This window comes from Cellulomonas massiliensis JC225, from assembly GCF_000312005.1.
In the GTDB taxonomy this organism is placed as follows: Bacteria; Actinomycetota; Actinomycetes; order Actinomycetales; family Cellulomonadaceae; genus Cellulomonas; species Cellulomonas massiliensis.
In genome coordinates, this window is sequence record NZ_HE978588.1 from 570,977 (window position 1) to 593,490 (window position 22,514).

The following is a 22,514-nucleotide window of genomic DNA, read 5'->3' on the forward strand; positions in this document are numbered from 1 at the left end:
GGGCGCCGAAGGCCCCGTCCGCTGCGTCCACCCGCCGCACCGCGGCCCCCGAGCGCGAGGCCGCGATCTGCCCGACGTGCTCGATGGCGCTGCCGGCGACCGGGGTCTGCGACTACTGCGGCTGAGCCGCGGGCCGGGTCCGGGAGCCCGCTGCACGGGCCGGGGGACGACGACGGGAGAGCACCTCTGCTCTCCCTCTTCAACGTATAGCGCGTGGGGGGCCTTGCGGCAAGGCCCTCCCGGGCGCGCAGAATCTCCGTCCTGACCGGACGGCAGGCCTCCGCCCGGGCTCCCTCACCGCCCACCCACGCACGGTCCCGCCGGAGGCACGCGCCCCGCCGGCGGCGCCGCCGTGCACCCTGGAGCTGATCGCGTGACCACGCTGCCCGCCCGCGCCTTCGACCTGCCCGCCTCCCTCGCCGCCAAGGACGACCCCGTCGCGATCGCGGCGGACGAGCGTCACCTCGCCGCCGTCGCCCGTGCGCTCGACAGCCAGGTGGCGGACCTCGACGACCGGCTCGCCACCCTCCGGCGTGCCCCCACCCGGCACGGCCAGGCGGCGCTCGAGCGCGACGTCGAGATCCGCCGGGTGAGCGGCCGGCTGCGGACCCTGCGCCGGTTCGGCCTCGACCTCTGCCTGGGGCGCATGGTGCTCGAGGGCGCGGACGAGCCCGTGTACGTCGGACGCCTCGGGCTGGACGACGGCACGGGTCGCCGGCTGCTCGTCGACTGGCGCTCCCCCGCCGCCGAGCCGTTCTTCGCCGCGACGCACGCGCACCCGATGGGTCTGCGCAGCCGGCGGCGCTACCGCTGGACGGCCGGCCGCGTCACCGACTACTGGGACGAGGTGTTCACCTCCGACGGTCTGGCGCACACCGCGGCGCTGGACGACCAGTCGGCGTTCGTCGCAAGCCTGGGGGCGAGCCGGTCCGACCGGATGCGGGACGTGCTGGGCACCATCCAGGCCGACCAGGACGCGATCGTGCGCGCCGGGTCGCGGGGCGCGCTCGTCGTCGACGGCGGGCCGGGCACCGGCAAGACCGTCGTCGCGCTGCACCGCACCGCCTTCCTGCTGTACTCCGACCCCCGCCTCGGCCACCGGCGGGGCGGCGTGCTGCTCGTCGGGCCGCACCGCCCGTACCTCTCGTACGTCTCCGACGTGCTGCCGAACCTCGGTGAGGAGGGCGTGCAGACCTGCACGCTGCGCGACCTGGTGCCCGAGGGGGCGACGGCCCGGGCGGAGGACGACGAGGAGGTCGCGCGGCTCAAGGCGTCCGCGGCGATGGTGGCGGCGATCGAGCCGGCCGTCCGCTTCTCCGAGCGGCCGCCCACGGCGCCCGTCGTGGTGACGACGGACGAGGGGGACGTCGTCGTCACGACCGAGGACTGGGCCGACGCCTTCGCGTCCCCCGAGCCCGGCACCCCGCACAACGAGGCCCGCGACGACGTGTGGGAGGCGCTCGTCGGCATCGTGGCGGGCCGCCTCGAGGAGGCGTCGGTCGACGAGGTGCGCCGCACCCTCGCCCGCGACCGGGCGCTCACCCGGGCGTTCGGCCGGGCCTGGCCGCTGATCGACGCCCCCGACCTCGTCGCGGACCTGTGGTCGGTGCCCGCCTACCTGCGCCTGTGCGCCCCGTGGCTGACCGCCGACGAGGTGCGCCGGCTGCAGCGCCCCGACCCGCACGCGTGGACCGAGCACGACCTGCCCCTGCTCGACGCGGCACGCCGGCGCCTCGGCGACCCGGCCGCGTCCCGGCGCCGCCGCGAGCGCGAGGCACGCACCGCCGCCGAGCGCGAGGTCATGACGCGCGTCGTCGACGACCTCATCGCCGCGGACGACAGCGAGCTGCAGCTCATGTCGATGCTCCAGGGGGACGACCTGCGCGACGCGCTCGTCGACGAGGCGGGACTGCCGACCGCCGACCCCGACGCGCTCGCCGGGCCGTTCGCGCACGTCGTCGTCGACGAGGCGCAGGAGCTCACCGACGCGCAGTGGCAGATGCTGCTCGCCCGCTGCCCCTCACGCAGCCTCACGATCGTCGGCGACCGGGCGCAGGCCCGCCGCGGCTTCCCCGAGCCGTGGGGCGAGCGGCTCGCCCGCGTCGGGCTGACGCAGGTGACGACCGCGTCGCTGACGATCAACTACCGCACGCCGGTCGAGGTCATGGACGCCGCGGAGCCCGTCATCCGAGCGGCGCTGCCCGACGCGAACGTGCCGACGTCCGTCCGGTCGACGGGCGTGCCGGTCCGGCACGCGCCGGTGGACCGCCTGCGGGAGGTGCTGCTCGACGGGCTGGGCCGGCATCCGGCGGGGACCGCCTGCGTCGTCGCGCAGCCCGGCGTCCTCGCGTCGCTCGACGGGCTGGCGGACCGGGTCAGGGCACTCACGCCGGAGCTCGTCAAGGGGCTCGAGTTCGACCTCGTCGTCCTCGTCGAGCCGCAGTCGTGGGGCGACGGGGTCGCCGCGGCGGTGGACCGCTACGTCGCGATGACGCGGGCGACGCAGGAGCTCGTCGTCCTCGCGGGCGGGTGAGGCGGCCCGCCCGGCGGCCGCCCGGCACCGGGTGCGGGGCGCCGCCGCGCGTGTGACGCTGGCGGTGCGCAGGTCGAGTCTCCGGCCCAGGTGACCGGGGGGCGAGCGCGATGGTGCAGCTGCGGGGTGGGACGCCGTCCCACCGTCTCGGGAGGACGGGACCGGGCAGGCGCCGGTCGCACGACGAGGTCGGCCGATGACGGCCGAGGCCGCCGCGCCCGCCACGGCTCCCGCGCCTCCACGCGCCGCCGACGGCATCCGGACGGTCGGGGTCGAGGAGGAGCTCCTGCTCGTCCACCCCGAGGACGGGAGCCCGGTCGCCGCCGCGCGTGACGTGCTGCGCGCCGCCGGTCGGGCCGGCACCCGCCGCCTCGGCGCGGAGCTGCAGCTGCAGCAGGTCGAGACGGCGACGGCGCCGGTGCGGTCGGTCGAGGAGCTGCTCGCGGAGCTCGTCGCGCTGCGGGGCGCGGCGGACGCGGCCGCACGCCAGGTCGGCACCCGCGCGGCGGCGCTCGCGACGTCGCCCCTGCCGGTCCGGCCCACCCTGTCGACCGACCCGCGCTACCTCGCGATGCGCGACCGCATGGGCCTGACGTGCGCGGAGCAGCTGACGTGCGGCTGCCACGTCCACGTCGCGGTCACCGACGACGAGGAGGGCGTCGGCGTCATCGACCGGATCCGGACCTGGCTCCCGCTGCTCATCGCGCTGAGCGCCAGCTCGCCGTTGTGGAACGGGCGCGACACGTCGTTCGCGAGCTACCGCACGCAGGCGTGGAGCCGCTGGCCGGGCACCGGCCCGACCGAGGTGTTCGGGTCCGCGGCCGCGTACCGGACGGTCGTCGAGCGGATGCTGGCGACCGGCACCCTGCTGGACCCGGGCATGGTCTACTTCGACGCCCGGCTCTCCCACCGGTACCCGACGATCGAGATCCGGGTGGCGGACGTGTGCCTCGACGTCCGGGACGCCGCGCTCGTCGCGGTGCTGTCCCGGGCCCTCGTCCAGACGGCCGCCGACGAGTGGCGGGCCGGCCTGCCCGCCCCCGCTCGGCCCACCGTGCTGCTGCGGCTCGCGTCGTGGCGCGCCAGCCGCGTCGGCCTGACCGACGCGCTCACCCACCCGGACGACGACCGGCTCGTCCCCGCTGCGGACGCGCTCGGCGCGCTCGTCCGGCACGTCGCGCCCGCGCTCGAGGAGAGCGGGGAGCTCGCGTGGGTCCGCGGGCAGGTGGGCCGCGTGCTGCGCGACGGCACGGGCGCCGAGCGGCAGCGCGCGGTGCTGCGCACGGGTGGCTCCGTGCCCGACGTCGTCGCCGCGGCGGTGCGCGCCACCGCCGCGGACCCGCGAGTCCCCGACCGCTGTGAGGAGCACTGATGGACCACAGCCGCGCCCCCGTCGTCGAGGCCCTGCTCGACTTCCGCCGCCGGGGCGACGTCGTGTTCGGCCCGCCGGGCCACCGGCAGGGCCGCGGCGTCGACCGGCGCCTGCTCGACGTGCTGGGCGAGGGCCTGTTCGCCGCCGACGTCCTCCTCCTCAACGGGCTCGACGACCGGCGCGAGTCCCAGGGCGTCCTGGCGGACGCGCAGGCTCTCATGGCGGACGCCGTGCACGCCGACCAGACGTTCTTCTCGACGTGCGGCAGCTCGCTGTCGGTGAAGTCGTCGATGATGGCGGTCGCCGGGCCCGGCGAGGAGCTGCTGGTCTCCCGCAACGCGCACAAGTCGGTGGTCTCGGCGCTGGTCATCGCAGGGATCCGGCCCGTCTGGGTGCACCTGCACGTGGACGAGGACCTGCACCTCGCCCATCCGCCCGAGCCGGAGGACGTGCGCCGGGCCCTCGCCGACCACCCGCGGGCGCGCGGGATGCTGCTCATCACGCCCACCGACTGGGGCACGTGCGCCGACATCGAGGGAGTCGCGCAGGTGTGCCACGACGCCGGCGTGCCGCTGATCGTCGACGAGGCGTGGGGCGCGCACCTGCCGTTCCACCGCGACCTGCCGACGTGGGGCATGAACGCCGGGGCGGACGTCGTCGTGACGAGCGTGCACAAGATGGGCTCGGCCGTCGAGCAGAGCTCGGTGTTCCACCTGCAGGGCGACCTCGTCGACCCCTCGGTGCTCAAGCAGCGCGAGGACCTGCTCGGGACGACGAGCTCGTCGTCCCTCGTCTACCTCACGCTCGACGGCTGGCGCCGGCAGATGGTCGAGGAGGGCGAGCGCCTGCTCGCCGCCGCGATCGACCGCGCGGCACGGGTGGGGACGGCGGTCGACGCGATCGACGGGCTCTCCCTCATGGGCCGCGAGGTGGTCCGCCCGGGCGGCGCCTTCGACCTCGACCCCCTGGTGCTGACGATCGACGTCCGGGGCCTCGGGGTGACGGGCTACGCCGCCGCCGAGTGGCTCCGCGACCGCTGCCACGTGGACCTCGGCGCCGCGGACACCTGCCGGGTCAACGCCCGCCTCACGCACGCCGACGACGAGCGCACGGAGCAGGTGCTGGTGGAGGCGCTGCAGCAGCTCGCCGGGCGCGCCGACGAGATCGACCGCGCACCGCACGTCGACCTCCCCCGAGGGCCGGAGCTCGAGCTCGAGACCGTCATGCGGCCGCGCGACGCGTTCTTCGCCCGCGTCGAGCAGGTGCCTGCCTCGCGGGCCGTGGGACGGGTCGTCGCGGAGCTGGTCACGCCGTACCCTCCGGGCGTACCGGTGCTCGTCCCCGGGGAGCGCGTGACGGCGGAGGCCCTCGACTACCTCCGCACCGGGGTCGCCGCCGGCATGCTCATCCCGGACGCGGCCGACCCGGAGCTGTCCACGCTGCGCGTCGTCGACGAGGCGGACGCGCCGTGAGCGGCCGCGCGCAGGGCGAGCGCCCGGAGCTGCACGCCTGGGTCTCCGAGCACCTGGACGACCTGGTGCAGCACCTGATCGGCTGGGTGCGGCTGCGGTCCGTGGCCGGGATGCCCGAGCACCAGGCGGACCTGCAGCGCTCGGCGAACTGGCTGGCGGGGGTGCTGCGCGACACCGGCTTCCCGCGGGCGGAGATCTGGGAGGTCGAGGGCGGGGCTCCGGCGGTCTACGCGGAGTGGTGCGAGGCGCCGGGAGCCCCGACGGTCCTCGTCTACAGCCACCACGACGTGCGCGCCGCCAAGGACGACACCTGGGGGCAGGTGCCGCCGTTCGAGCCCGCGCTGCGCGACGGCCGCCTGTGGGGGCGGGGCACGTCGGACGCGAAGGGGCAGGTGCTGGCGCACGTCTGGGGCGTGCGGGCGCACCTCGCGACGACCGGTCGGCCGGCACCCGCGGTCAACCTCAAGCTGCTGGTCGAGGGCGAGGAGGAGCAGACGTCACCGCACCTCGCCGGCCTGCTGGACGCGCACCCTGAGGCACGGCAGGCGGACCTGGTCGTCCTCTCCGACACCATGCTGTGGCGGGCCGACGCGCCGGCCGTGTGCGTGGGGCTGCGCGGGTCGCTCAACGCGTCGCTCGAGGTGCGGGGTCCGGGCCGCGACATCCACAGCGGCGCCGTCTCGGGCATCGCGCCCAACCCGGTGGTCGAGCTCGTCCGGCTCCTGGCCCAGCTGCACGACGAGGACGGCCGGGTCACCCTGCCGGGCTTCTACGACGACGTGGTCCCCGGCGACGAGGCCGAGCGCGCCGCCCTGCGCGAGCTCCCGTGGGACGAGGACGAGTGGCGGGAGCGGACCCAGGCCGGGCCCGTCGGCGGGGAGCACGGCTGGACGCCGCTCGAGCGGCTGTGGCTGCGCCCGACCGCCGAGGTGCTCGCGCTCGTGGCCGGGGACGTCAGCGGGCCCTCCCGCGGGGCGATCCCGTCGAAGGCCGAGGCCTCGCTCAGCATCCGCACGGTGCCGGAGCAGCGCGTCGCCGTCGTCGCCGAGCAGCTGCGGACCTGGGTGGCCGAGCGCATCGGCGACCGCGTCGAGTACACCCTCGACATCCCGCTGGAGGGGGCGCAGGAGGCGTACCGCACGCCGGCGGACCTCCCGGCGCTCGCCGCGCTGCGGGACGCGATGGCCGACGGGTTCTCCGCGCCGCGCGTCGGTCAGATGCGCAACGCCGGCGGCTCGCCCGCGTCGCTGCTCCACGACGTGACCGGCGCTCCGGTCGTGTTCTTCGGCACAGGGCTGCCCGAGGACCACTGGCACGACAGCGACGAGAGCGTGCGCGTCGACCTGCTGCACGCCGGGGTCGCGACGCTCGCGTCGTTCTGGACGCGGCTCTCCCGACCCGGGGAGGCCGCGTCGTCGGGCTGACCGCTCAGTCGTCCTGGTGGTCGACGCTGTCGCGGACCTGACGAGTGGCGGCGCGACGGTCGTCGAGCGCGGCCGCGCGGTGGCGCGCCGCCGCGGCCCGGCGGTCGTCCGCCCGCGGGCCGCCGTTCGCGGCGAGGTCGTCGAGCAGCTGGGCCGCGCGCTCGTGCGCGAGGGCGGCCCGCCCGTAGCCCTGGACGACGTGCAACCGGGCCCGGGCGGCCCGTTCCAGCGCCTCGTTCACGTCGGCGGCCGTCGCGCGCGACGTGCGGTGCAGCTCGGCGATGCGCGCCTGCGCCTCCTCGGCCCGCTCCTTGGCCTCGTCCGCCCGCGCCTGCCACTCGTCCTGCGGCCGGGCGCCCTGTGCCTCACCCATGCCCCGAGTACAGCACTCGTCGGGTGCCGCCGACACCCGGGGCTCGGGCAGACTGCACGCATGTGCGGCCGCTACGCCCAGACCCGCGCGGACGACGACCTCGCCCGTGACTTCGCCGTCCAGCAGGTGCTGCTCGACGCCGGGGGCCCGTCGTGGAACGTCGCCCCGACGGACGTCATGCCCGTGGTGCTCGAGCGCGTCCAGGACGACGCCGCGGTGCGCCAGCTGCGGGCGGTGCGGTGGGGCCTCGTCCCCTCGTGGGCCAAGGACGACGGGATCGGCAGCCGGCTCATCAACGCGCGGGCCGAGACCATCACGGAGAAGCCGGCCTTCCGCCGCGCCGCGACGCTGCGCCGCGCGATCGTCCCGATGGACGGCTACTTCGAGTGGCAGAAGCACCCGGACTCCCGGCGCAAGACCCCGTACTACCTGACGGCCGGGGACGGGCTGCCGCTCGCCGCCGCGGGTCTGTACGAGCTGTGGCCGGACCCGGCGAAGGCCGAGGACGACCCGACGCGGTGGCTGTGGACGTACACCGTGGTCACCACCACGGCGACCGACTCGACCGGGCACATCCACGACCGGGCGCCGCTGCTGCTGCCGCCCGACTTCCGCGACTCGTGGCTCGACCCCGCGCTGACCGACGCCGACGCCGTCCGCGAGCTCGTGCGGTCCGTGCCGGAGCCGGAGCTCGTCCCCCGCGAGGTCGGGCCGGCCGTGGGCAACGTCCGCAACAACGGTCCGGAGCTCGTGGAGCCGGTCGCCGCCGACGGCTGAACCCGCTCGACGCCGCTGCATCCGCCGGGGCGGTCCGGGGCGAAGAGAGGATGACGCCCGGCTCGGGCGTCCGGCCCACCCGGGCCGCTCTCGACGACACAGGAGTCGACGATGAAGATCCGACGCACCCTCTCCGTGCTCTGCGCGGCCGTGCTCGCGGCCGGCGCCGGCGTGGCCCTCGCGCCTGCGGCGAACGCCGCGGGCACCACGTCCCTCGCGAGCGTCCTCGCCGCGGACGGCGACACGTTCGACCACAACTGGTACGACTTCGACATCGTCGACCAGGCCGTCGCGGCGGTCCTGGCCGCCAAGCCGGACAGCCCGGTCTCCGTCCTGGCGGACGGGTCGGTGCCGCTCACCGCGTTCCTGCCGAACGACCGCGCGTTCCAGGTCCTCGCGTTCGACCTCACGCACCGCTGGTACAAGTCCGAGGCGAAGGTCCTCACGGCGATCGCCGGGGCCGTCGGCGTCGACGCCGTCGAGCAGGTGCTGCTCTACCACGTGGTGCCGGGCGCGACGATCGACTCCGGCACGGCGCTGGCGTCGAACGGTGCCCGCCTGACGACCGCGCAGGGCGGCGCGATCACGGTGAAGGTCTGGTCGAAGCGGTGCGGGATCGTCCAGCTCAAGGACCGCGACCGCAACGACCTCGACCCCTTCCTCGTCCGCTCGAAGCTCGACATCAACAAGGGCAACGTGCAGATCGCGCACGGCATCTCGCTCGTCCTGCGACCGCTGAACCTCTGACCCCCGACGCGACGGCGCCGGTCCGTGGGGACCGGCGCCGTCGCGGCGGTCAGTGGTGACCGTGCTCGTCCGGCGCCTCGCCGGTCGCGACCGCCATCTCGTCGGGCACCACGTCGAGCGTCGCGGTCCGGAACACCTCACCGGTCCTGACGTCCACGGCGATCACGCGGCGGGTCGCCGGGTCCGTCACGTACGCGGAGCCGTCGTGCACCCGGAGGGACGGCCGCGGGGTCTGCCAGTCCTCGGGCTCCGTCCACGGGTCGACGAGCGGCACCGAGCGCTCGATCCGGCCCGTCCCGGGGTCGATCACGTGGAGCGCTCCGTCGGTCCCGAGCACGAGCGCCTCGCCGTCGTCGCCGCGCGCCAGCGAGCGGAAGGTGTAGCTCGCGGGGAGCGCCACGGTGCGCAGCTCGCCGCTGCGGGTGTCGACGAGCGAGACGCGGTTCGGCCGCTCCAGCGTCGCGTCCGGGTCGACCTTGAGGTCGCCGAGCGCGACCGGCGAGTGCTCGGAGCCGGCCTGGTTGCCGATCCGCGCGTACTCCCCCGGGCCGTCGATCTTGGTCAGGACCCCGTCCCGCAGCAGGACGACCCCGTCCTCGCAGCCGACCGTCACCGCGCCGCCGGCCGACACGGTCTCGCCGTGCACGCCCGGGCACTCGTCCGTCGCCGCGCGCACGTTCCCGCCCGCGTCGAGCACCCGCACGCCGGTGCGCGCCTCGGCGGTCCCGTCCGAGACGACGAGCGTCCCGTCCTCCAGCTCGACGGCGACGCCGTGGTGCGGGTGCGGCGTCGTGTGCTCGCGAGCGTCCACGTGCTCGCCGCCCGGCCCCTCGGCGACGTGCGCGGAGTCGACGACGACCACGTGGCCAGTGGCGTCGTCGAACATCGCGGTGCGGCCCGCGTGCACGACGACGTGGCCGGGCTCCTCGGCGGGGTAGGTCACGTCGGTGAGCAGCGGGTCGGCCGTGTACCAGTGGGCATGGTCGCCGTGCGCGTGCCCCCAGGTGGCGGCGTCGAGCACGCGGAACCCCCCGGTGGTCGAGACGAGCACGTGCCGACCGTCGCCCGCCGCGTTCACGCGCAGGTAGCCCGCCAGCGGCAGGTCGGCGACGGGCTCGAGCGAGAGCGCGTCGAGCACGAGGACCCCGCCGTCGTAGGTCACGGCGAGCCTCGGCGCGGAGGCGGCACGCTCGGTGGCCCGCGGCGCGGCCGACACCGTGCGGGACGAGGCTCCCGCGGAGGCGACGGCGCCGGGCCCGCCGGCGCACGAGGCGAGGAGGCCGGACGCGAGCACGGCGACGACGACGGAGGACGGACGACGCCGGCGCGCAGGGCCGGGACGGTGAGGGGCGGAGGAGGTCATGACGCGCTGGGCTGCCGCCCAGTCCCTTCTGTGAGGTGCAGGAACGCGACGAACCTAGCGGTATCGCGAATCGTTATCAATAAGGCGACCGACGACGCCGCCGAACGGCGTGTCGGTGTCGCCACCGCGGCGGTGCGCCCGCGAGCGTGTGACGGTGCCGCACGACCACGCCGCCCACGCCCCCTCCTCGACCGTCGAGCCAGGGGTACGCCGCCGCGCCCGCGTCCTGTTCGCGGCGGTGCTGCTGCCCGCCCTCCTGGCGACCGTCGTGGGCTGGTGGCTCCTGCGGCCGACCGGCGAGATGCCCGTGCTCGAGACCACGGGCCCCGGACAGACGTTCCACACCGCCACGGTGCTGTCGGTCGGCACGGACACGTACGACCAGCCCGTCGCACGCGCCACGCTCGACGGTGTCGCCGTCGACGTCCTCGTCCCCCCGGAGTACGGCGACGAGCTGCAGCCGGGCGACCTCGTGCGGGTGGTGACCGTGCCCGACGTAGCGCCCGGCACCGCGCCCTACCTGTTCGTCGACCTCGAGCGCGGACCGCCGCTGGCGCTCCTCGCCGTGGTGTTCGCGGTGCTGGTCGTCGCGGTCGCCCGCTGGCGCGGGCTCGCCGCCCTCGTCGGGCTCGGCTTCTCGCTCGTCGTCGTCGGGACGTTCACCCTCCCCGCCCTCGTGGCCGGGCGGCCCGCGGCCGCGGTCGGGCTCGTCACGTCGTCGCTCATCATGTTCGTCGTCCTGTACCTCGCGCACGGGTTCTCCCTGCGGACGTCGACCGCCCTCGTCGGCACGCTCGCCGGGCTCGGGGTCACGTGCGCGATCGCGGTGTGGGCGACCGGCGCGGCACAGCTCACCGGGCTCTCGGACGAGTACGCGCCCGACCTGCGGACGCTCGCCCCGGAGCTGCGCATGCGCGAGGTGCTGCTGTGCGGCATGGTGCTGGCCGGCCTCGGCGTCCTCAACGACGTGACGATCACGCAGGCGTCGGCGGTGTGGGAGCTCCACGCGGGCGACGGGTCGGCGACCCGCCGGACCCTGTTCGCGCGCGGCATGCGGATCGGCCGCGACCACATCGCGTCGACGGTGTACACGATCGTCTTCGCCTACGTGGGCGCCACCCTGCCGCTCGTGCTGCTGGTCGCGATGTCCGACCGCACGCTCCTCGGGGCGCTCTCGAGCGGGGAGCTCGCCGAGGAGGTCGCCCGCACCCTCGTCGGCTCGATCGGGCTGGTGCTCGCCATCCCGCTCACGACCCTCGTCGCCGTCCTCGCGGTGGGGGCCGCCGCGCGTCCGGCGGGGCCCGGCCGACCGCCGGCGGACCCCGCCGCCGTCGCCGTGGCGGGCGATCCCGCTGCCGCGCTCGACAGCGGCGCGGCCGCCGGACGCTGAGCACCGGCGGCACCACGAGGCCCAAGGTCCTCCCCGGGCGCCGCGTGGCCGCCCTAGCGTCAGGCGCATCCGCCCGACGAGGAGGCACCATGTCCGTCAGCACCGCGTTCCAGGCGTTCGCGTCCGAGGCGCCCGCGCACCACGCCGCCTGGATGACCGCCGTCGGGTCGCTCGCCGCGGCGAGCGCGCTGGACGAGCGCACCGACGAGCTCGCCTACGTCGCCGTCCTCGCCGCGTCCGGCATGCACTCGGGCCTGCCGTTCCACGTCCAGCGGCTGCGGGAGCTCGGCGCCACGCGCGACGAGGTCGTCTCGGCGGTCCTCGTCGGGCTGCCCGCCGTCGGGCACCAGGTGGTGGCGGCGCTGGCGGCGTACGACGCCTGACGGCGGTGCCGCCCGCACGAGGACCGGGTCAGACGTAGAAGCCCTCGCGCAGGTTGATCCCGTGCTCGGCCCAGGCCTTGAGGGCGGCGAGCATCCCCGTCCACCCCGCGCAGTTCCCGAACGCGCTCTCGGCGCCGGCGGGGGTCGGACGCCAGGACGACTCGGTGATCGTCACGAGCGTGCGCGCACCCCCGTCGACCGGCGCGAAGGTGAACGTCGTCGTGGTCTGCTCCTCGACCGACTCGCGGCCGTCCCACCGGATCACGATCCGGTGCGGGGGCTCCGCCTCGACGACCGTCACCGGGAACCGCCCGGGGAAGTCCGCGAAGTCCCAGGAGACGTCCGCGCCGGCCTCGAGCCTCCCCCGCGCGCCGCCGGTCGTGAAGTAGCGGGAGAGCTCGGCGGGATCCGCGACGAGCTCGTACACCTCCGCGACGGGCCGCGCGACGTGGCCGGACACGGTGAACCTCAGCTCGCTCAGCTCTGACATGTTGTAGTTTTACAACATGAATGCCGCGAGGGACAAGAGTCCGGTGCGTGAGGCGCCGGCCGCCGACGAGCCGGCCGAGGAGCACGTCGACGAGCCCGACGACGACGACCGCGTGTTCAAGGCGCTCGCCTCCCCCGTGCGCCGGCGCATGCTCGACGCGCTCCGGGCCGCCCCCCGGACGACCGGGGAGCTGTGCGGTGCCGTCCCCGAGCTCGACCGCACCACCGTGCTGCAGCACCTGCGGGTGCTGGAGCAGGCGGAGCTCGTGACCGGGCGCAAGGTCGGGCGCGCGCGCGTGCTCACGCTCGCGCCGCTGCCCATCAAGCGCCTGCACGACCGGTGGATCGGCGCGTACGCGCGCGCCGCGGTCGACCTGCTCGCGCGGCTCGAGCCCGCACCGCACGGGCCGGCGAGCCGCACGACCCCGGCGAACGCCGACTCCGGCGACGTCACACCGGGGTGACGGCCACCTCCACGATCCGGGGGTCGGCGCCCGTGACCTCGTGCACCGCGCCGGTGACCTCGAGCAGCGCCCGGTCGGTCGACGTCCCCGGCACGTCGCGCCGCTCGCGCCCACGGCTGTTGCTGATCGCCCCTGCCGTCGTGCCGCCGACCTCGGCGTGCTCGACGGACGCCTGCGCGTGCGACGCGACCCACACCTGCACGTCGCCGGGCTCGACCACCCGGACGACCCGGCGGTCGGAGAACGCGAGCCGGGTGGTGGGGACGCGGAACGTCACCCGCCGCGACTCGCCCGGCGCCAGCTCGACCCGGGCGTAGCCGAGCAGCTGGGCGACGGGCCGGACGATCGAGCCGAGCACGTCGCGTCCGTAGAGCTGGACGATGTCGCAGCCGGCGACGGCGCCGGTGTTGGTGACGGTCACGGCCGCCTCGAACAGCCCGGCGGAGTCCACGGTGGCGTCGACCGCGAGGTCCGAGTACGCGAACGTCGTGTACGAGAGGCCGAAGCCGAACGGCCGCACCGGCGTCGGGTCGGTGGACGTCACGTCGGACGGACCGCCCAGCACCGGCTGCAGGTACCCGTACGGCTGCGCGCCGGCCGCGCGCGGCAGCGACACCGGGAGCCGCCCCGACGGGTTGGCCGCACCGGTGATGACGTCGGCGACCGCGTCGCCCCCGCACTCGCCCGGGAAGAACGCCTGCAGCACGGCCGCGGGGCGCGGGCCCTCGCCGTCCAGCGCCCAGCCGATGGCGTACGGGCGGCCCGTGATGAGCACCATGACGACGGGCGTGCCGGTCGCGACGAGCGCCTCCACGAGCTCCCGCTGGACGCCCGGCAGCTCGAGCGACTGCACGTCGTTGCCCTCGCCGACCGTCCCGCGCCCGAACAGGCCGGCCTGGTCGCCGACCACGACGACGGCGACGTCGGCGTCCGACGCGGCGGCGACCGCCTCGGCGAAGCCGCTGGTGTCGTCGCCCTCGACGTCGCACCCCGCCGCGAACGCGACCTCCGCGTCGCCGAGCGCGGCGACGAGCGCCTCCTGCACGCTGCGGATCTCGAACCCGATCGGCAGGCCGGGGTGGTGGGCCAGCACGTGGTTCGGGAACGAGTAGCACCCCATGAGGGCCTCGGGGCGCGCGGCGTTCGGGCCGAGCACCGCGACCCGCGCCGGCCGGCGCAGGGGCAGGATGCCGTCGTTGCTCAGCAGCACGACGGACTCCTGCGCGAGCCGCCGGGCGAGCTGCCGGTGGCGCGGCGAGTCCAGGTCGATGTCGGTCGGCGGCTCGTCCTCGAACGCGTCCGGGTCGAGCAGGCCCAGCTCCTCCTTCTGCGCGAGCGCCCGCAGCACCGCGCGGTCGACGAGGCGCACGTCGAGCCGGCCCGCGCGCACCCGCTCCGCGAGCGGCTCCAGGTAGGCGTCACCGGTGGGCAGCTCGATGTCGATCCCCGCCTCGAGGGCGAGCGCCGCGGCCTCGCCGCGGTCGGCCGCGATCCGGTGCATCACCTCGAGGAAGGCGACCGCGAAGTAGTCCGCGACCACGACGCCGTCGAAGCCCCACTGGCGGCGCAGGACGTCGGTCAGCAGGTGCGAGCTCGCGGCGACCGGCACCCCGTCGATGTCGACGTAGGAGTTCATGACCGAGCGCGCGCCGCCGTCCCGGACCGCCATCTCGAACGGCGGCAGGTAGACGTCGGCGAGCTCACGCGGGCCGGCGTTCACCGGGGCGTGGTTCCGCCCGGCCGTCGAGGCGGAGTACGCGACGAAGTGCTTGAGCGTCGCGTGGACGCCGGCCGCCTGCAGACCCCGGACGTAGGCCGCGCCGACGGTGCCCACCAGGTACGGGTCCTCGCCGATGCACTCGTCGACCCGGCCCCACCGGGGGTCCCCGATGACGTCCAGGACCGGCGCCAGCCCCTGGTGGATGCCGAGCTCACGCATCGACTCGCCGATCGCCCGCCCCGCCTCCTCCACGAGCTCCGGGTCGAACGACGCGCCCCACGCCAGCGGCGTCGGGTAGGTCGCGGCCTGCCAGGCGGCCAGGCCGGTCAGGCACTCCTCGTGCACGAGGGCCGGGATGCCCAGCCGGGTCTCCCGCTTGAGGCGGCGCTGCTCGGCCCACAGCCACGCCGCGCGCTCCGCGGGGTCCACCGGCCGGGTCCCGTACACCCGGGTGTAGTGCCCCATCCCGTGCTTCGTGATCTCCGGGAGCTGGCCGGAGTCCTTCTGACCGGCAGCCATCTCGGACTGCATCGGCGCCACGGTCCCGTTCTGGTCGAGCCAGTACCCGACCAGCTGGGCGAGCTTCTCGTCGAGCGTCATGCGCGCGTGCAGAGCGCGGACGCGCTCCGAGACCTGCGGCATGGCAGCCACCGGCGCCTCGCTCGAGGCAGCGGTCCGGTCGGCGACGTCGGTCACGGGAACTCCTTCAGGCATCACACGGGGAGGCAGGGAGGGCGGGCGGTCAGCCCTTGACGGCACCCGTCAGGCCGCCGACGATGCGGCGCTCGAACAGGCTGAAGAACGCCAGCGCCGGCAGCATCGCCAGCGACGTCGCGGCGAGGATCAGCGAGGTGTCGGTCGAGAACTGCCCCGAGGCGAGCTGCTGCACCGCGAGCGGCAGGGTGACCGAGCGCTGGTCGTTGAGGACGTACAGCGGGAGCATGTAGGAGTTCCACGCGCCGATGAACGCGAGGATGCCGACGGTGATGACACCCGGCATCGACAGCGGCAGCACCATGCGGAAGAAGAACCCCATCCGCCCGCAGCCGTCGATCTCGGCGGCCTCCTGGATCTCGTCCGGGATGGCGCGCAGGAACGGCACGAGGATGATCACGGTGGTCGGCAGGCCGAAGGCGATCTGCGGCAGGATCACGCCGACGAGGCTGTCCATCAGGCCGAGCGAGCGGATCAGGATGTACAGCGGCGTGATCGCGACCGTGATCGGGAACATCAGCCCCGCCGCGAACAGCGCGTACAGCGCGGCGCTGCCCCGGAAGCGGTAGCGCGCGAGGACGAAGCTCACCATGAGCCCGAGCGCGACCACCCCGACCGTCGTCGCCAGGGCGGAGATCACCGAGTTGACGAACGCGACCCAGAAGCGCTCGTTGCCGAGCACGCGGACGTAGGAGTCCAGCTGCCACGGGGAGGGGAACGCCGCCGGGTCGGCGGCGATCTGCGCGTTGGACCGGAACCCGCCGATGACGATGTAGGCGACCGGCCCGATCATCAGGGCGACGAAGACCAGCGCCACGAAGTAGACGAGCGGGTTGCCCCAGGCGAGCTCCTGCCGGCGCGGGCGCCCCTTCCACGCGCTGACCGTGGGTGCGTTGACCGCGGCGATCGCCATCAGCCCTCCCCTTCCGTGAGCGCGCCGGCCGTGTCACGGCGCAGCACGAAGCGCTGGTACACCAGCGCGATGACGAGCGAGATGAGGAACATCACGACGGCGACGGCCGAGCCGTAGCCGAAGTTGCCGGACAGGCGGCCGTTGGAGTTCATGTACGTCGCCATCGTCGAGACGCCGGCGGTGCCGGAGATGTACTGGCCCCAGATGATGTAGACGATGTCGAACAGCTGCAGCGAGCCGATGATCGACAGGAACGCCCAGATGCGCAGGGTCGGGCCCAGCAGCGGCAGCACGATGTAGCGCTGCGTCTGCCAGTACGAGGCGCCGTCGATGGACGCGGCCTCGTGGAGCTCCTCCGGGATCCCCTGCAGCCCGGCGAGGAACAGGATCGTGGCGTACCCGATGTACTTCCAGGTGAGGATGACCATCAGCGTCCACAGCGCGATGGACGGGTTCGCCAGCCAGCTCTCCCCGGTGATGCCCAGCTTCGCGAGGAAGCCGTTGGCCGCGCCGCGGTCGGACAGGATCATCGCCCACCCGATGCCGGCGACGGCCTCGGAGATCACGTAGGGCACGAAGATCAGGACGCGGATCAGGGACTGCCCGCGCATCTTCTTGTTGAGCAGCAGCGCGAACGCGACCGCGATCGGCCCCTGCATCACCAGCGAGAGCACGAGGATCTTGACGTTGTTGGTCAGCGCCGACCGGAACGCGGGGTCCTCGAAGATCACCACGTAGTTGCGCAGGCCGATGAACTCGGTGGGCGGGCCGTAGCCCTTCCACCGGAAGAAGCCGTAGTAGCCGGCCAGGATCACGGGCAGGATCACGAACGTCACGAAGACGACGACGGCGGGCGCGGACAGCGCCAGGATCTCCGCACGGGCCTTCCAGCCGCCGCGGCTGCGACGCCGCCGGGCCGGGCGCGGGGGCAGCGCCGCGGCGCTGCCCCCGCCCGTGGAGAGGTCCGCCGGCGAGGTGGTGAGGTTCTCGCGTGCGGAAGCACTCATGAGCTCGACCGGTTCAGCCCTTCGCGGCGGCGGCGTTCGCGCCGTCGATGATGGCCTGCGGGCTGCCCTTGCCGGCGAGCATGTCGACGATGCCCGTGTTCAGGGCGTTGCCGATGTTCTGGCCGAGACGGGTGTCGAGCCACATCGAGACGTACGGCGCCTTGCCGTAGGCCGCGAGAGCCTCCTGCAGCGCGGGCAGCGTGACCGTGGCCTGCGCCTCCTGCGCCGACGACGCCGGGATGGCGCTGTTCGCCGTGGCGAAGCCGGCCTGGACCGACGCGCTCCCCAGGAAGTTCAGGAAGTCGGTGCACGCGGGCATCTCGGCCTTGGACGAGCACGAGAACGCGTCCATGCCGCCCATCATCGAACCGGGCTGGCCCTGGCCGCCCTCGATCTCCGGGAACGGGAAGAAGCCCATGTCCGGCAGCGGGTCACCGCTCTCGGTCAGCGAGCCGACCGTCCCGGGCTCCCACGAGCCCATGAGCTGCATGGCGGCCTTGTGCTGCGCCATCAGACCGTCGGACGAGTCCGGGGTGTTCTGCGCGGGGGTCGTCAGGAAGCCGTCCTGGAACGGGTTCGTCTTCGAGAACTCCTGCAGCAGCTCGCCCGCCTTGAGGAAGCACGGGTCGGAGAGGTCGGCGTCGTTCGAGGCCTTCTCCAGGGTGTCGGACGAGCACTGGCGCAGCGCGAACCAGTAGAACCAGTGCGCCGCCGGCCACGCGTCCTTGGCGCCGAGGGCCACGGGCGTGATGCCCGCGTCCTGCAGCTTCGTCACCGCGTCGGTGAACTCGGGCCACGTCGTGGGCGGGGCGTCGATGCCCGCCTCCTTGAACAGGTCCTTCGAGTACCAGAGGCCGCCCGGCTGGACGGACATCGGCATCGAGTAGCGCTTGCCGTTCAGCGTGCCCGCGCCGAACGCACCCTCGGGGATGTCGGGCGCGTCGATCGCGTCGGTGATGTCCGCGACCATCCCCGCGGCGACCATCTCGGCGAGCTTGCCGCCACCGCGCTGCAGGAACACGTCCGGCGGGTTGCCGCCGTTCATCGCGGTCTGGAGCTTGCCGTCGAGGTCCTCGTTCGGCACCGGCACGATCTCGATCGTGACGTTCGGGTGGTCCTTCTCGAAGGCCGCCTTGGTGTCTGCCCAGAACTTGGGGCCCTTCTCACCGGCCGTGTTGTTCTCCCACACCGTCAGCGTGACCTTCTCGCCGCCGGTGCCGCCGCTCCCCGAGCCGCCCGGCTCCTCGCTGGTGCTGCACGCCGTGGCCAGCAGGGCCACGGAGGCACCCAGAGCGAGCCCGCTGAGGATTCGCTTCTTCATCGCTGAAGTCTCCTTACGTCGTCATCGACCCTCGGACACCCGGAAGTCTCGCCACCGGACCGGCCAGGTGTCAATCGGTATCGATAACGGTTTCGTTTCGGTTCGAGACCGGCCGTGACCAGCCGTCTTGCGCGCGCCAGACCGATGATCACGCGGATTTCTGGACACTCGCAGCGCGCGCCCGACGCTTCGAAGCGCTTCCGCGGGTCTCGGGTCGGTAACGTTATCGACATCGTTTGCGGCGTACCATCACGTCCCATGAACCGCCGGGTCACGATCGCCGACGTCGCCGCCGAGGCCGGGGTCTCGGTCGCCACGGTCTCGAAGGTGATCAACGGCCGCGACGGCATCGCCGCGACGACGGCCACCCACGTCCAGGGCGTCGTCGAGCGGCTCGGGTACGAGTCCAGCCTCGTGGCGCGCGGCATGCGGACGCACCGCACGCACGCGATCGGCGTGCTCGTCGCCGAGTTCGAGCCGTTCAGCACCGAGATCCTCAAGGGCGCGGGCGCGGCGGTGGCCGGCACCGGCTACGCCGTCCTCGCCTACACCGACGCGGACGCCGGCCCGCAGGGCTGGGAGCGGCGCTACCTGTCCCGTCTCGGCGGCACGCTCATCGACGGCGCGGTGCTGGCCACCCCCACGCTCGACAACCCCCCGGGGACCGTGCCCGTGGTCGCGGTCGACCCGCACACGGGCCCGGGGGTGATGCCGACGGTCGACTCCGACAACCTCACCGGCGCCGTGCTGGGCGTGCAGCACCTCCTCGACCTGGGGCACCGCCGCATCGGGTTCCTCGGCGGCCGGCGGGACCTGGAGTCGTCCGTGCTCCGCGAGGCCGGCTACGTCCAGGCGCTGCTCGACGCCGGCATCACGCCCGACCCCGCCCTCATGCGCGGGGCCGGCTACCGCCGGGACGCCGCCGAGGCCGCCACCGCCGCGCTCCTCGCGCTGCCCGACCCGCCGACCGCCGTCTTCGCGGCGAACGACGTCTCGGCGATGGGCATCCTGGACGCGGCGGCGCGCCTGGGCGTGCGCGTGCCCGACGAGCTCTCCGTCGTCGGCTTCGACGACATCCCGGAGTCCGCGTCGACCACGCCGCCCCTGACGACGGTCCGGCAGGAGATCCAGCAGCTCGGCGCCACCGCGGTGCGGCTGCTCCTGGGCCTGCTCGACGGCGCGCCCGACGCCGGCAGGACGCCGCACGAGCGGCTCCCCACCCGGCTCGTCGTCCGGGCCTCCACCGCTCCCCCGGCACGCTGAGGCCCGCCGACGCGCGGGACGGCCGAGGTCACACGGCGGGTCCTGCCGTTCGTGCTGGTCGGCGGCCTATGTTGGGGGCTGGTGCAGCCGAGCGCCGGGTAGGGCGCGGTCCATCCACCGCGCGGAGCGGGGCACAGGTGACTGACGGTGTTCCGGTGACGGTCCTGCGAGCCTCGCTGCTCGCGGACGTCACCCTGCAGCTCGCCGCGACGATGAACGCGGAGGAGGCGGCCGCACGGTTCACGCGCCTGCTGGTGCCGGCCATGGCCGACTGGTGCGTCCTCACGCTCATCGAGCACGACGAGCCGCTGGCCGCGCAGCCTCTGCGCGGCCTGCGGGACATCGGCGCGTGGCACGCGGACCCCGCGCAGCGGAAGCTGGTGCGGCGGTACGCCGCCACCCGGATCGCCGCACTGACGGAGCACTCCTTCCTCTCGCGGGCGCTGCTCAGCGGCGAGCCGGTGCAGGTCCGCGAGGGCGCGACCGCCGCGATCCAGGGCATCCTGCGGCCGGGCGAGGCGTCCGAGCTGCTGGGCCGGCTCGCACCTTCGTCCGTCGTCGTGGCACCGCTCGTCAGCCGCGGCCGCACGCTCGGCGCGCTGAGCCTGTTCCGGGGGTCGGGTCGTCCGCCCCTGAGCGACGAGGAGCTCTCGACGCTGCGCGAGGTGACCACGGCCGCGGCCCTCGTGCTCGACAACGCCGGGATGTACCGGAGGCAGCGCGCCGTCGCCGAGACGTTCCAGAAGCACCTGCTCAGCGCTCCCGTCGAGCCCGACCACCTCGAGGTCGCCGTCCGGTACCGCCCGGCCGCCGAGGCGGCTCGCGTCGGGGGCGACTGGTACGACGCGTTCATGCAGCCGAGCGGGGCCACGGTCCTCGTCATCGGCGACGTCGTCGGCCACGACGTCGAGGCCGCGGCGACGATGGCGCAGCTGCGCTCGATGCTGCGGGCCATCGCCGTCGTCACCGAGGACGGGCCGGCGCAGATCCTGCAGCGCCTGGACGCCGCGGTCCGCACCCTGCGCATCCCCGCGATGGCCACGCTCCTGGTGGCGCGGCTCGAGCAGACCGAGCAGGAGATGCAGGACGGGGTGACCCGTCTGCGCTGGTCCAGCGCGGGCCACCCGCCGCCGCTCGTGGTCGACCCCGCCGGCTCGGCGCGCACGCTGCCGATGACGGGGACGGGCCCGCTCATCGGCCTGTCCCCCGACGCGCCGCGCACCGACAGCGAGACGACGCTCGAGCGGGGCAGCACCCTCATGCTCTACACCGACGGCCTCGTCGAGTCCCGCGCCCGGCCGCTGCGGCAGGGGATCGACGACCTGCGCGACGCGCTCGAGCACGCGGCGGCCCTCACGCTGGAGGCGTTGTGCGAGAGCGTCCTCAGCACCGTGCCGGCGGCGACCGGCGAGGACGACATCGCCCTGCTCGGCGTCCGCCTCCACCTCCAGGACCGGCCGCGCCCGGCCGAGGCCGGCCCGCAGCGCACCGCCCCGGACGCACCGGCCGATCCGGCAACGCGTCTGGGCGCGGACGGCGCGGGTGGCTGACCGGCGCACCGACGACGAGGCCCGGCACCGCGTGAGCAGCTGTGACGTGCCGGTCTTCTCTGAGTTCGTCGTCGACGATGTCCCCGGTCAACGGTTGTGCTGACGCGGGACGCCTCTCGAGGAAGGTCGAGTGCTGGCGGGCTGACCCACGTGGCAGTCCCGGCGCGTCGAGGGGGTACACGTGGCGGAACTGCCTTCGCCGGCCACGTCAACGTCGACGTGCTCCTGCGCTACCTTCAGCCACTGGCCCGTCGCGATGCCGAGCCGTGAGTGTCGGACCGCTGACGGCCGGGGGCGCAGAACGCCCGCCGCCATCGTGGCGCGGTGGCATCAGGTCGCGGCGCCTGCCGCGGTCCGCGAGCGGGGCCGGGCGCGGAGCCGCGGTCCCTGAGTCACGACGACGACCCCGGCGATCACGATGGCGCCGCCAAGCACTTCCGCCGGCAGCGGTACCTCCCCGAGCCAGATCCAGGCGATGAGCACGGCGACCGGGGGGACCAGGTAGAGCAGCGACGTCGACGCCGCGATCGGCAGACGGCCGACGGCATATGCCCACAGGACGAAACCGAGCGCCGACGGCAGCAACCCGAGGTAGACCGCCGCAACCCAGCCCCCGACGGTCGCGTCGCGGAGCTGGTCCCAGCCCAGCGGCACCAGCGGCAGTGTCATGAGCGTGCCCGCGCCCATCGTGTACGTCGCGACCTCGAGTCCCGAACGGGTCCGCAAGAGCGGCCGCTGGAGAGGGTGGTAGACGCCCTGCACGACCATGGCGGCGACCACGACCCAGACCGCCGTCGACAGCGAGACACCTGCGCGCGACAGGCACACGACCACCACCCCTGCGAACGCCACCGCGCTGCCGACCATGGTGGTCCGGGTGACCGGCTCCTGGAACAGCGCGCGTGCGACGGCGACCGACACGAGTGGCGCCGCCGACACGATGATGCTCGCCGTCCCCGCCGGCACGTGCAGCTCGCTCACGTTGAGCAGCAGCTGGTAGGCGGTCATCCCGAAGAACCCCGCGGCGACGATCCACCCGAGCTCGCGCACCGACGGGAACCGCACCCGTCGGACTGTCGCCAGGAGCAGGAGCGCGACGGTTGCGACGACCAGCCGGACGACCGAGAGGCCGACGGCGCCGAGATCGGGGGCCGCGACCTGGATCGCGGGGAACGCGCTCGCCCACAGCAGGACGACGGCGAGTCCAGCGAGGGCGGCACGGTCGAGTCTCACGCCGTC

Annotated in this window: 19 protein-coding genes; 11 read left to right on the forward strand and 8 right to left on the reverse strand. The window is 74.6% G+C overall.

Annotated elements, in window-relative coordinates:
* Positions 1-373 precede the first annotated feature (373 nt).
* From helR to HGCM_RS16560, 4 genes are all read left to right on the forward strand, one after another.
* Complete coding sequence (gene helR, locus HGCM_RS02705; protein WP_019135349.1) at positions 374-2,533, forward strand: RNA polymerase recycling motor ATPase HelR; 2,160 nt, start codon at positions 374-376, stop codon at positions 2,531-2,533.
* Positions 2,534-2,729: 196 nt separating this feature from the next.
* Positions 2,730-3,905: a carboxylate-amine ligase gene (locus tag HGCM_RS16555; protein ID WP_019135350.1), complete on the forward strand. Its 1,176-nt coding sequence runs from the start codon at positions 2,730-2,732 to the stop codon at positions 3,903-3,905.
* Positions 3,905-5,377, forward strand: a complete 1,473-nt coding sequence (locus tag HGCM_RS02715; protein WP_019135351.1) for an aminotransferase class I/II-fold pyridoxal phosphate-dependent enzyme — start codon at positions 3,905-3,907, stop codon at positions 5,375-5,377. The genes HGCM_RS16555 and HGCM_RS02715 overlap by 1 nt, the downstream gene beginning before the upstream one ends.
* Entirely contained in the window at positions 5,374-6,801 is a 1,428-nt protein-coding gene (locus HGCM_RS16560; RefSeq protein ID WP_019135352.1) for a M20/M25/M40 family metallo-hydrolase, read from the forward strand. The genes HGCM_RS02715 and HGCM_RS16560 overlap by 4 nt, the downstream gene beginning before the upstream one ends.
* A gap of 4 nt (positions 6,802-6,805) precedes the next feature.
* On the opposite strand, the gene HGCM_RS18680 is transcribed toward HGCM_RS16560, so the two are convergent.
* On the reverse strand, positions 6,806-7,174 hold the full coding sequence (locus HGCM_RS18680; RefSeq protein ID WP_019135353.1) for a hypothetical protein: 369 nt from the start codon (positions 7,172-7,174) through the stop codon (positions 6,806-6,808).
* Positions 7,175-7,234: 60 nt separating this feature from the next.
* Between HGCM_RS18680 and HGCM_RS02730 the strand changes: the two genes are divergently transcribed.
* The gene (locus tag HGCM_RS02730) at positions 7,235-7,951 is read left to right on the forward strand and encodes an SOS response-associated peptidase (protein WP_019135354.1); all 717 of its coding nucleotides are present in this window, start codon (positions 7,235-7,237) and stop codon (positions 7,949-7,951) included.
* A 111-nt stretch (positions 7,952-8,062) separates the two neighbouring features.
* The gene (locus HGCM_RS02735) at positions 8,063-8,698 is read left to right on the forward strand and encodes a fasciclin domain-containing protein (protein WP_019135355.1); all 636 of its coding nucleotides are present in this window, start codon (positions 8,063-8,065) and stop codon (positions 8,696-8,698) included.
* Positions 8,699-8,747: 49 nt separating this feature from the next.
* Here the strand turns inward: HGCM_RS02735 and aztD are convergent, their stop codons facing one another.
* The gene (aztD, locus tag HGCM_RS02740; protein ID WP_246119419.1) at positions 8,748-9,860 is read right to left on the reverse strand and encodes a zinc metallochaperone AztD; all 1,113 of its coding nucleotides are present in this window, start codon (positions 9,858-9,860) and stop codon (positions 8,748-8,750) included.
* A 355-nt stretch (positions 9,861-10,215) separates the two neighbouring features.
* Between aztD and HGCM_RS02745 the strand changes: the two genes are divergently transcribed.
* Together HGCM_RS02745 and HGCM_RS02750 are read left to right on the forward strand one after the other, a co-directional pair.
* Complete coding sequence (locus HGCM_RS02745) at positions 10,216-11,451, forward strand: YibE/F family protein (protein WP_246119420.1); 1,236 nt, start codon at positions 10,216-10,218, stop codon at positions 11,449-11,451.
* Between the two features lie 89 nt (positions 11,452-11,540).
* Positions 11,541-11,834 carry a carboxymuconolactone decarboxylase family protein gene (locus HGCM_RS02750; protein ID WP_019135358.1) on the forward strand — a complete coding sequence of 98 codons (294 nt, stop codon included), beginning with the start codon at positions 11,541-11,543 and terminating at the stop codon, positions 11,832-11,834.
* 28 nt (positions 11,835-11,862) lie between these two features.
* On the opposite strand, the gene HGCM_RS02755 is transcribed toward HGCM_RS02750, so the two are convergent.
* Complete coding sequence (locus HGCM_RS02755; RefSeq protein ID WP_026075221.1) at positions 11,863-12,324, reverse strand: SRPBCC domain-containing protein; 462 nt, start codon at positions 12,322-12,324, stop codon at positions 11,863-11,865.
* A gap of 16 nt (positions 12,325-12,340) precedes the next feature.
* Here HGCM_RS02755 and HGCM_RS16570 point away from each other — a divergent pair, with 16 nt between their 5' ends.
* Positions 12,341-12,787 (forward strand): ArsR/SmtB family transcription factor, encoded by a 447-nt coding sequence (locus tag HGCM_RS16570; RefSeq protein ID WP_081596350.1) that lies wholly within the window; start codon positions 12,341-12,343, stop codon positions 12,785-12,787.
* Here the strand turns inward: HGCM_RS16570 and HGCM_RS02765 are convergent.
* The 4 genes from HGCM_RS02765 to HGCM_RS02780 form a co-directional block, all read right to left on the reverse strand.
* A complete protein-coding gene (locus tag HGCM_RS02765; RefSeq protein ID WP_051016118.1) occupies positions 12,774-15,149 on the reverse strand; it encodes a beta-xylosidase/alpha-l-arabinosidase in 2,376 nt (791 codons plus the stop codon). The genes HGCM_RS16570 and HGCM_RS02765 overlap by 14 nt on opposite strands.
* Before the next feature lie 100 nt (positions 15,150-15,249).
* Entirely contained in the window at positions 15,250-16,134 is an 885-nt protein-coding gene (locus tag HGCM_RS02770) for a carbohydrate ABC transporter permease (RefSeq protein ID WP_019135362.1), read from the reverse strand.
* Positions 16,134-17,141: a carbohydrate ABC transporter permease gene (locus HGCM_RS02775; RefSeq protein ID WP_019135363.1), complete on the reverse strand. Its 1,008-nt coding sequence runs from the start codon at positions 17,139-17,141 to the stop codon at positions 16,134-16,136. Before HGCM_RS02775 ends, HGCM_RS02770 begins: the two co-directional genes overlap by 1 nt.
* Before the next feature lie 13 nt (positions 17,142-17,154).
* Positions 17,155-18,462, reverse strand: coding sequence for an ABC transporter substrate-binding protein (locus tag HGCM_RS02780; RefSeq protein WP_019135364.1), 1,308 nt, complete (start codon positions 18,460-18,462; stop codon positions 17,155-17,157).
* 258 nt (positions 18,463-18,720) lie between these two features.
* On the opposite strand from HGCM_RS02780, the gene HGCM_RS02785 reads away from it, so the two are divergent.
* Complete coding sequence (locus HGCM_RS02785) at positions 18,721-19,725, forward strand: LacI family DNA-binding transcriptional regulator (RefSeq protein WP_019135365.1); 1,005 nt, start codon at positions 18,721-18,723, stop codon at positions 19,723-19,725.
* Between the two features lie 155 nt (positions 19,726-19,880).
* Positions 19,881-21,275, forward strand: coding sequence for a PP2C family protein-serine/threonine phosphatase (locus HGCM_RS02790; protein ID WP_019135366.1), 1,395 nt, complete (start codon positions 19,881-19,883; stop codon positions 21,273-21,275).
* Between the two features lie 330 nt (positions 21,276-21,605).
* On the opposite strand, the gene HGCM_RS02800 is transcribed toward HGCM_RS02790, so the two are convergent.
* Positions 21,606-22,508 carry a DMT family transporter gene (locus HGCM_RS02800; RefSeq protein WP_019135368.1) on the reverse strand — a complete coding sequence of 301 codons (903 nt, stop codon included), beginning with the start codon at positions 22,506-22,508 and terminating at the stop codon, positions 21,606-21,608.
* Positions 22,509-22,514: the final 6 nt, after the last annotated feature.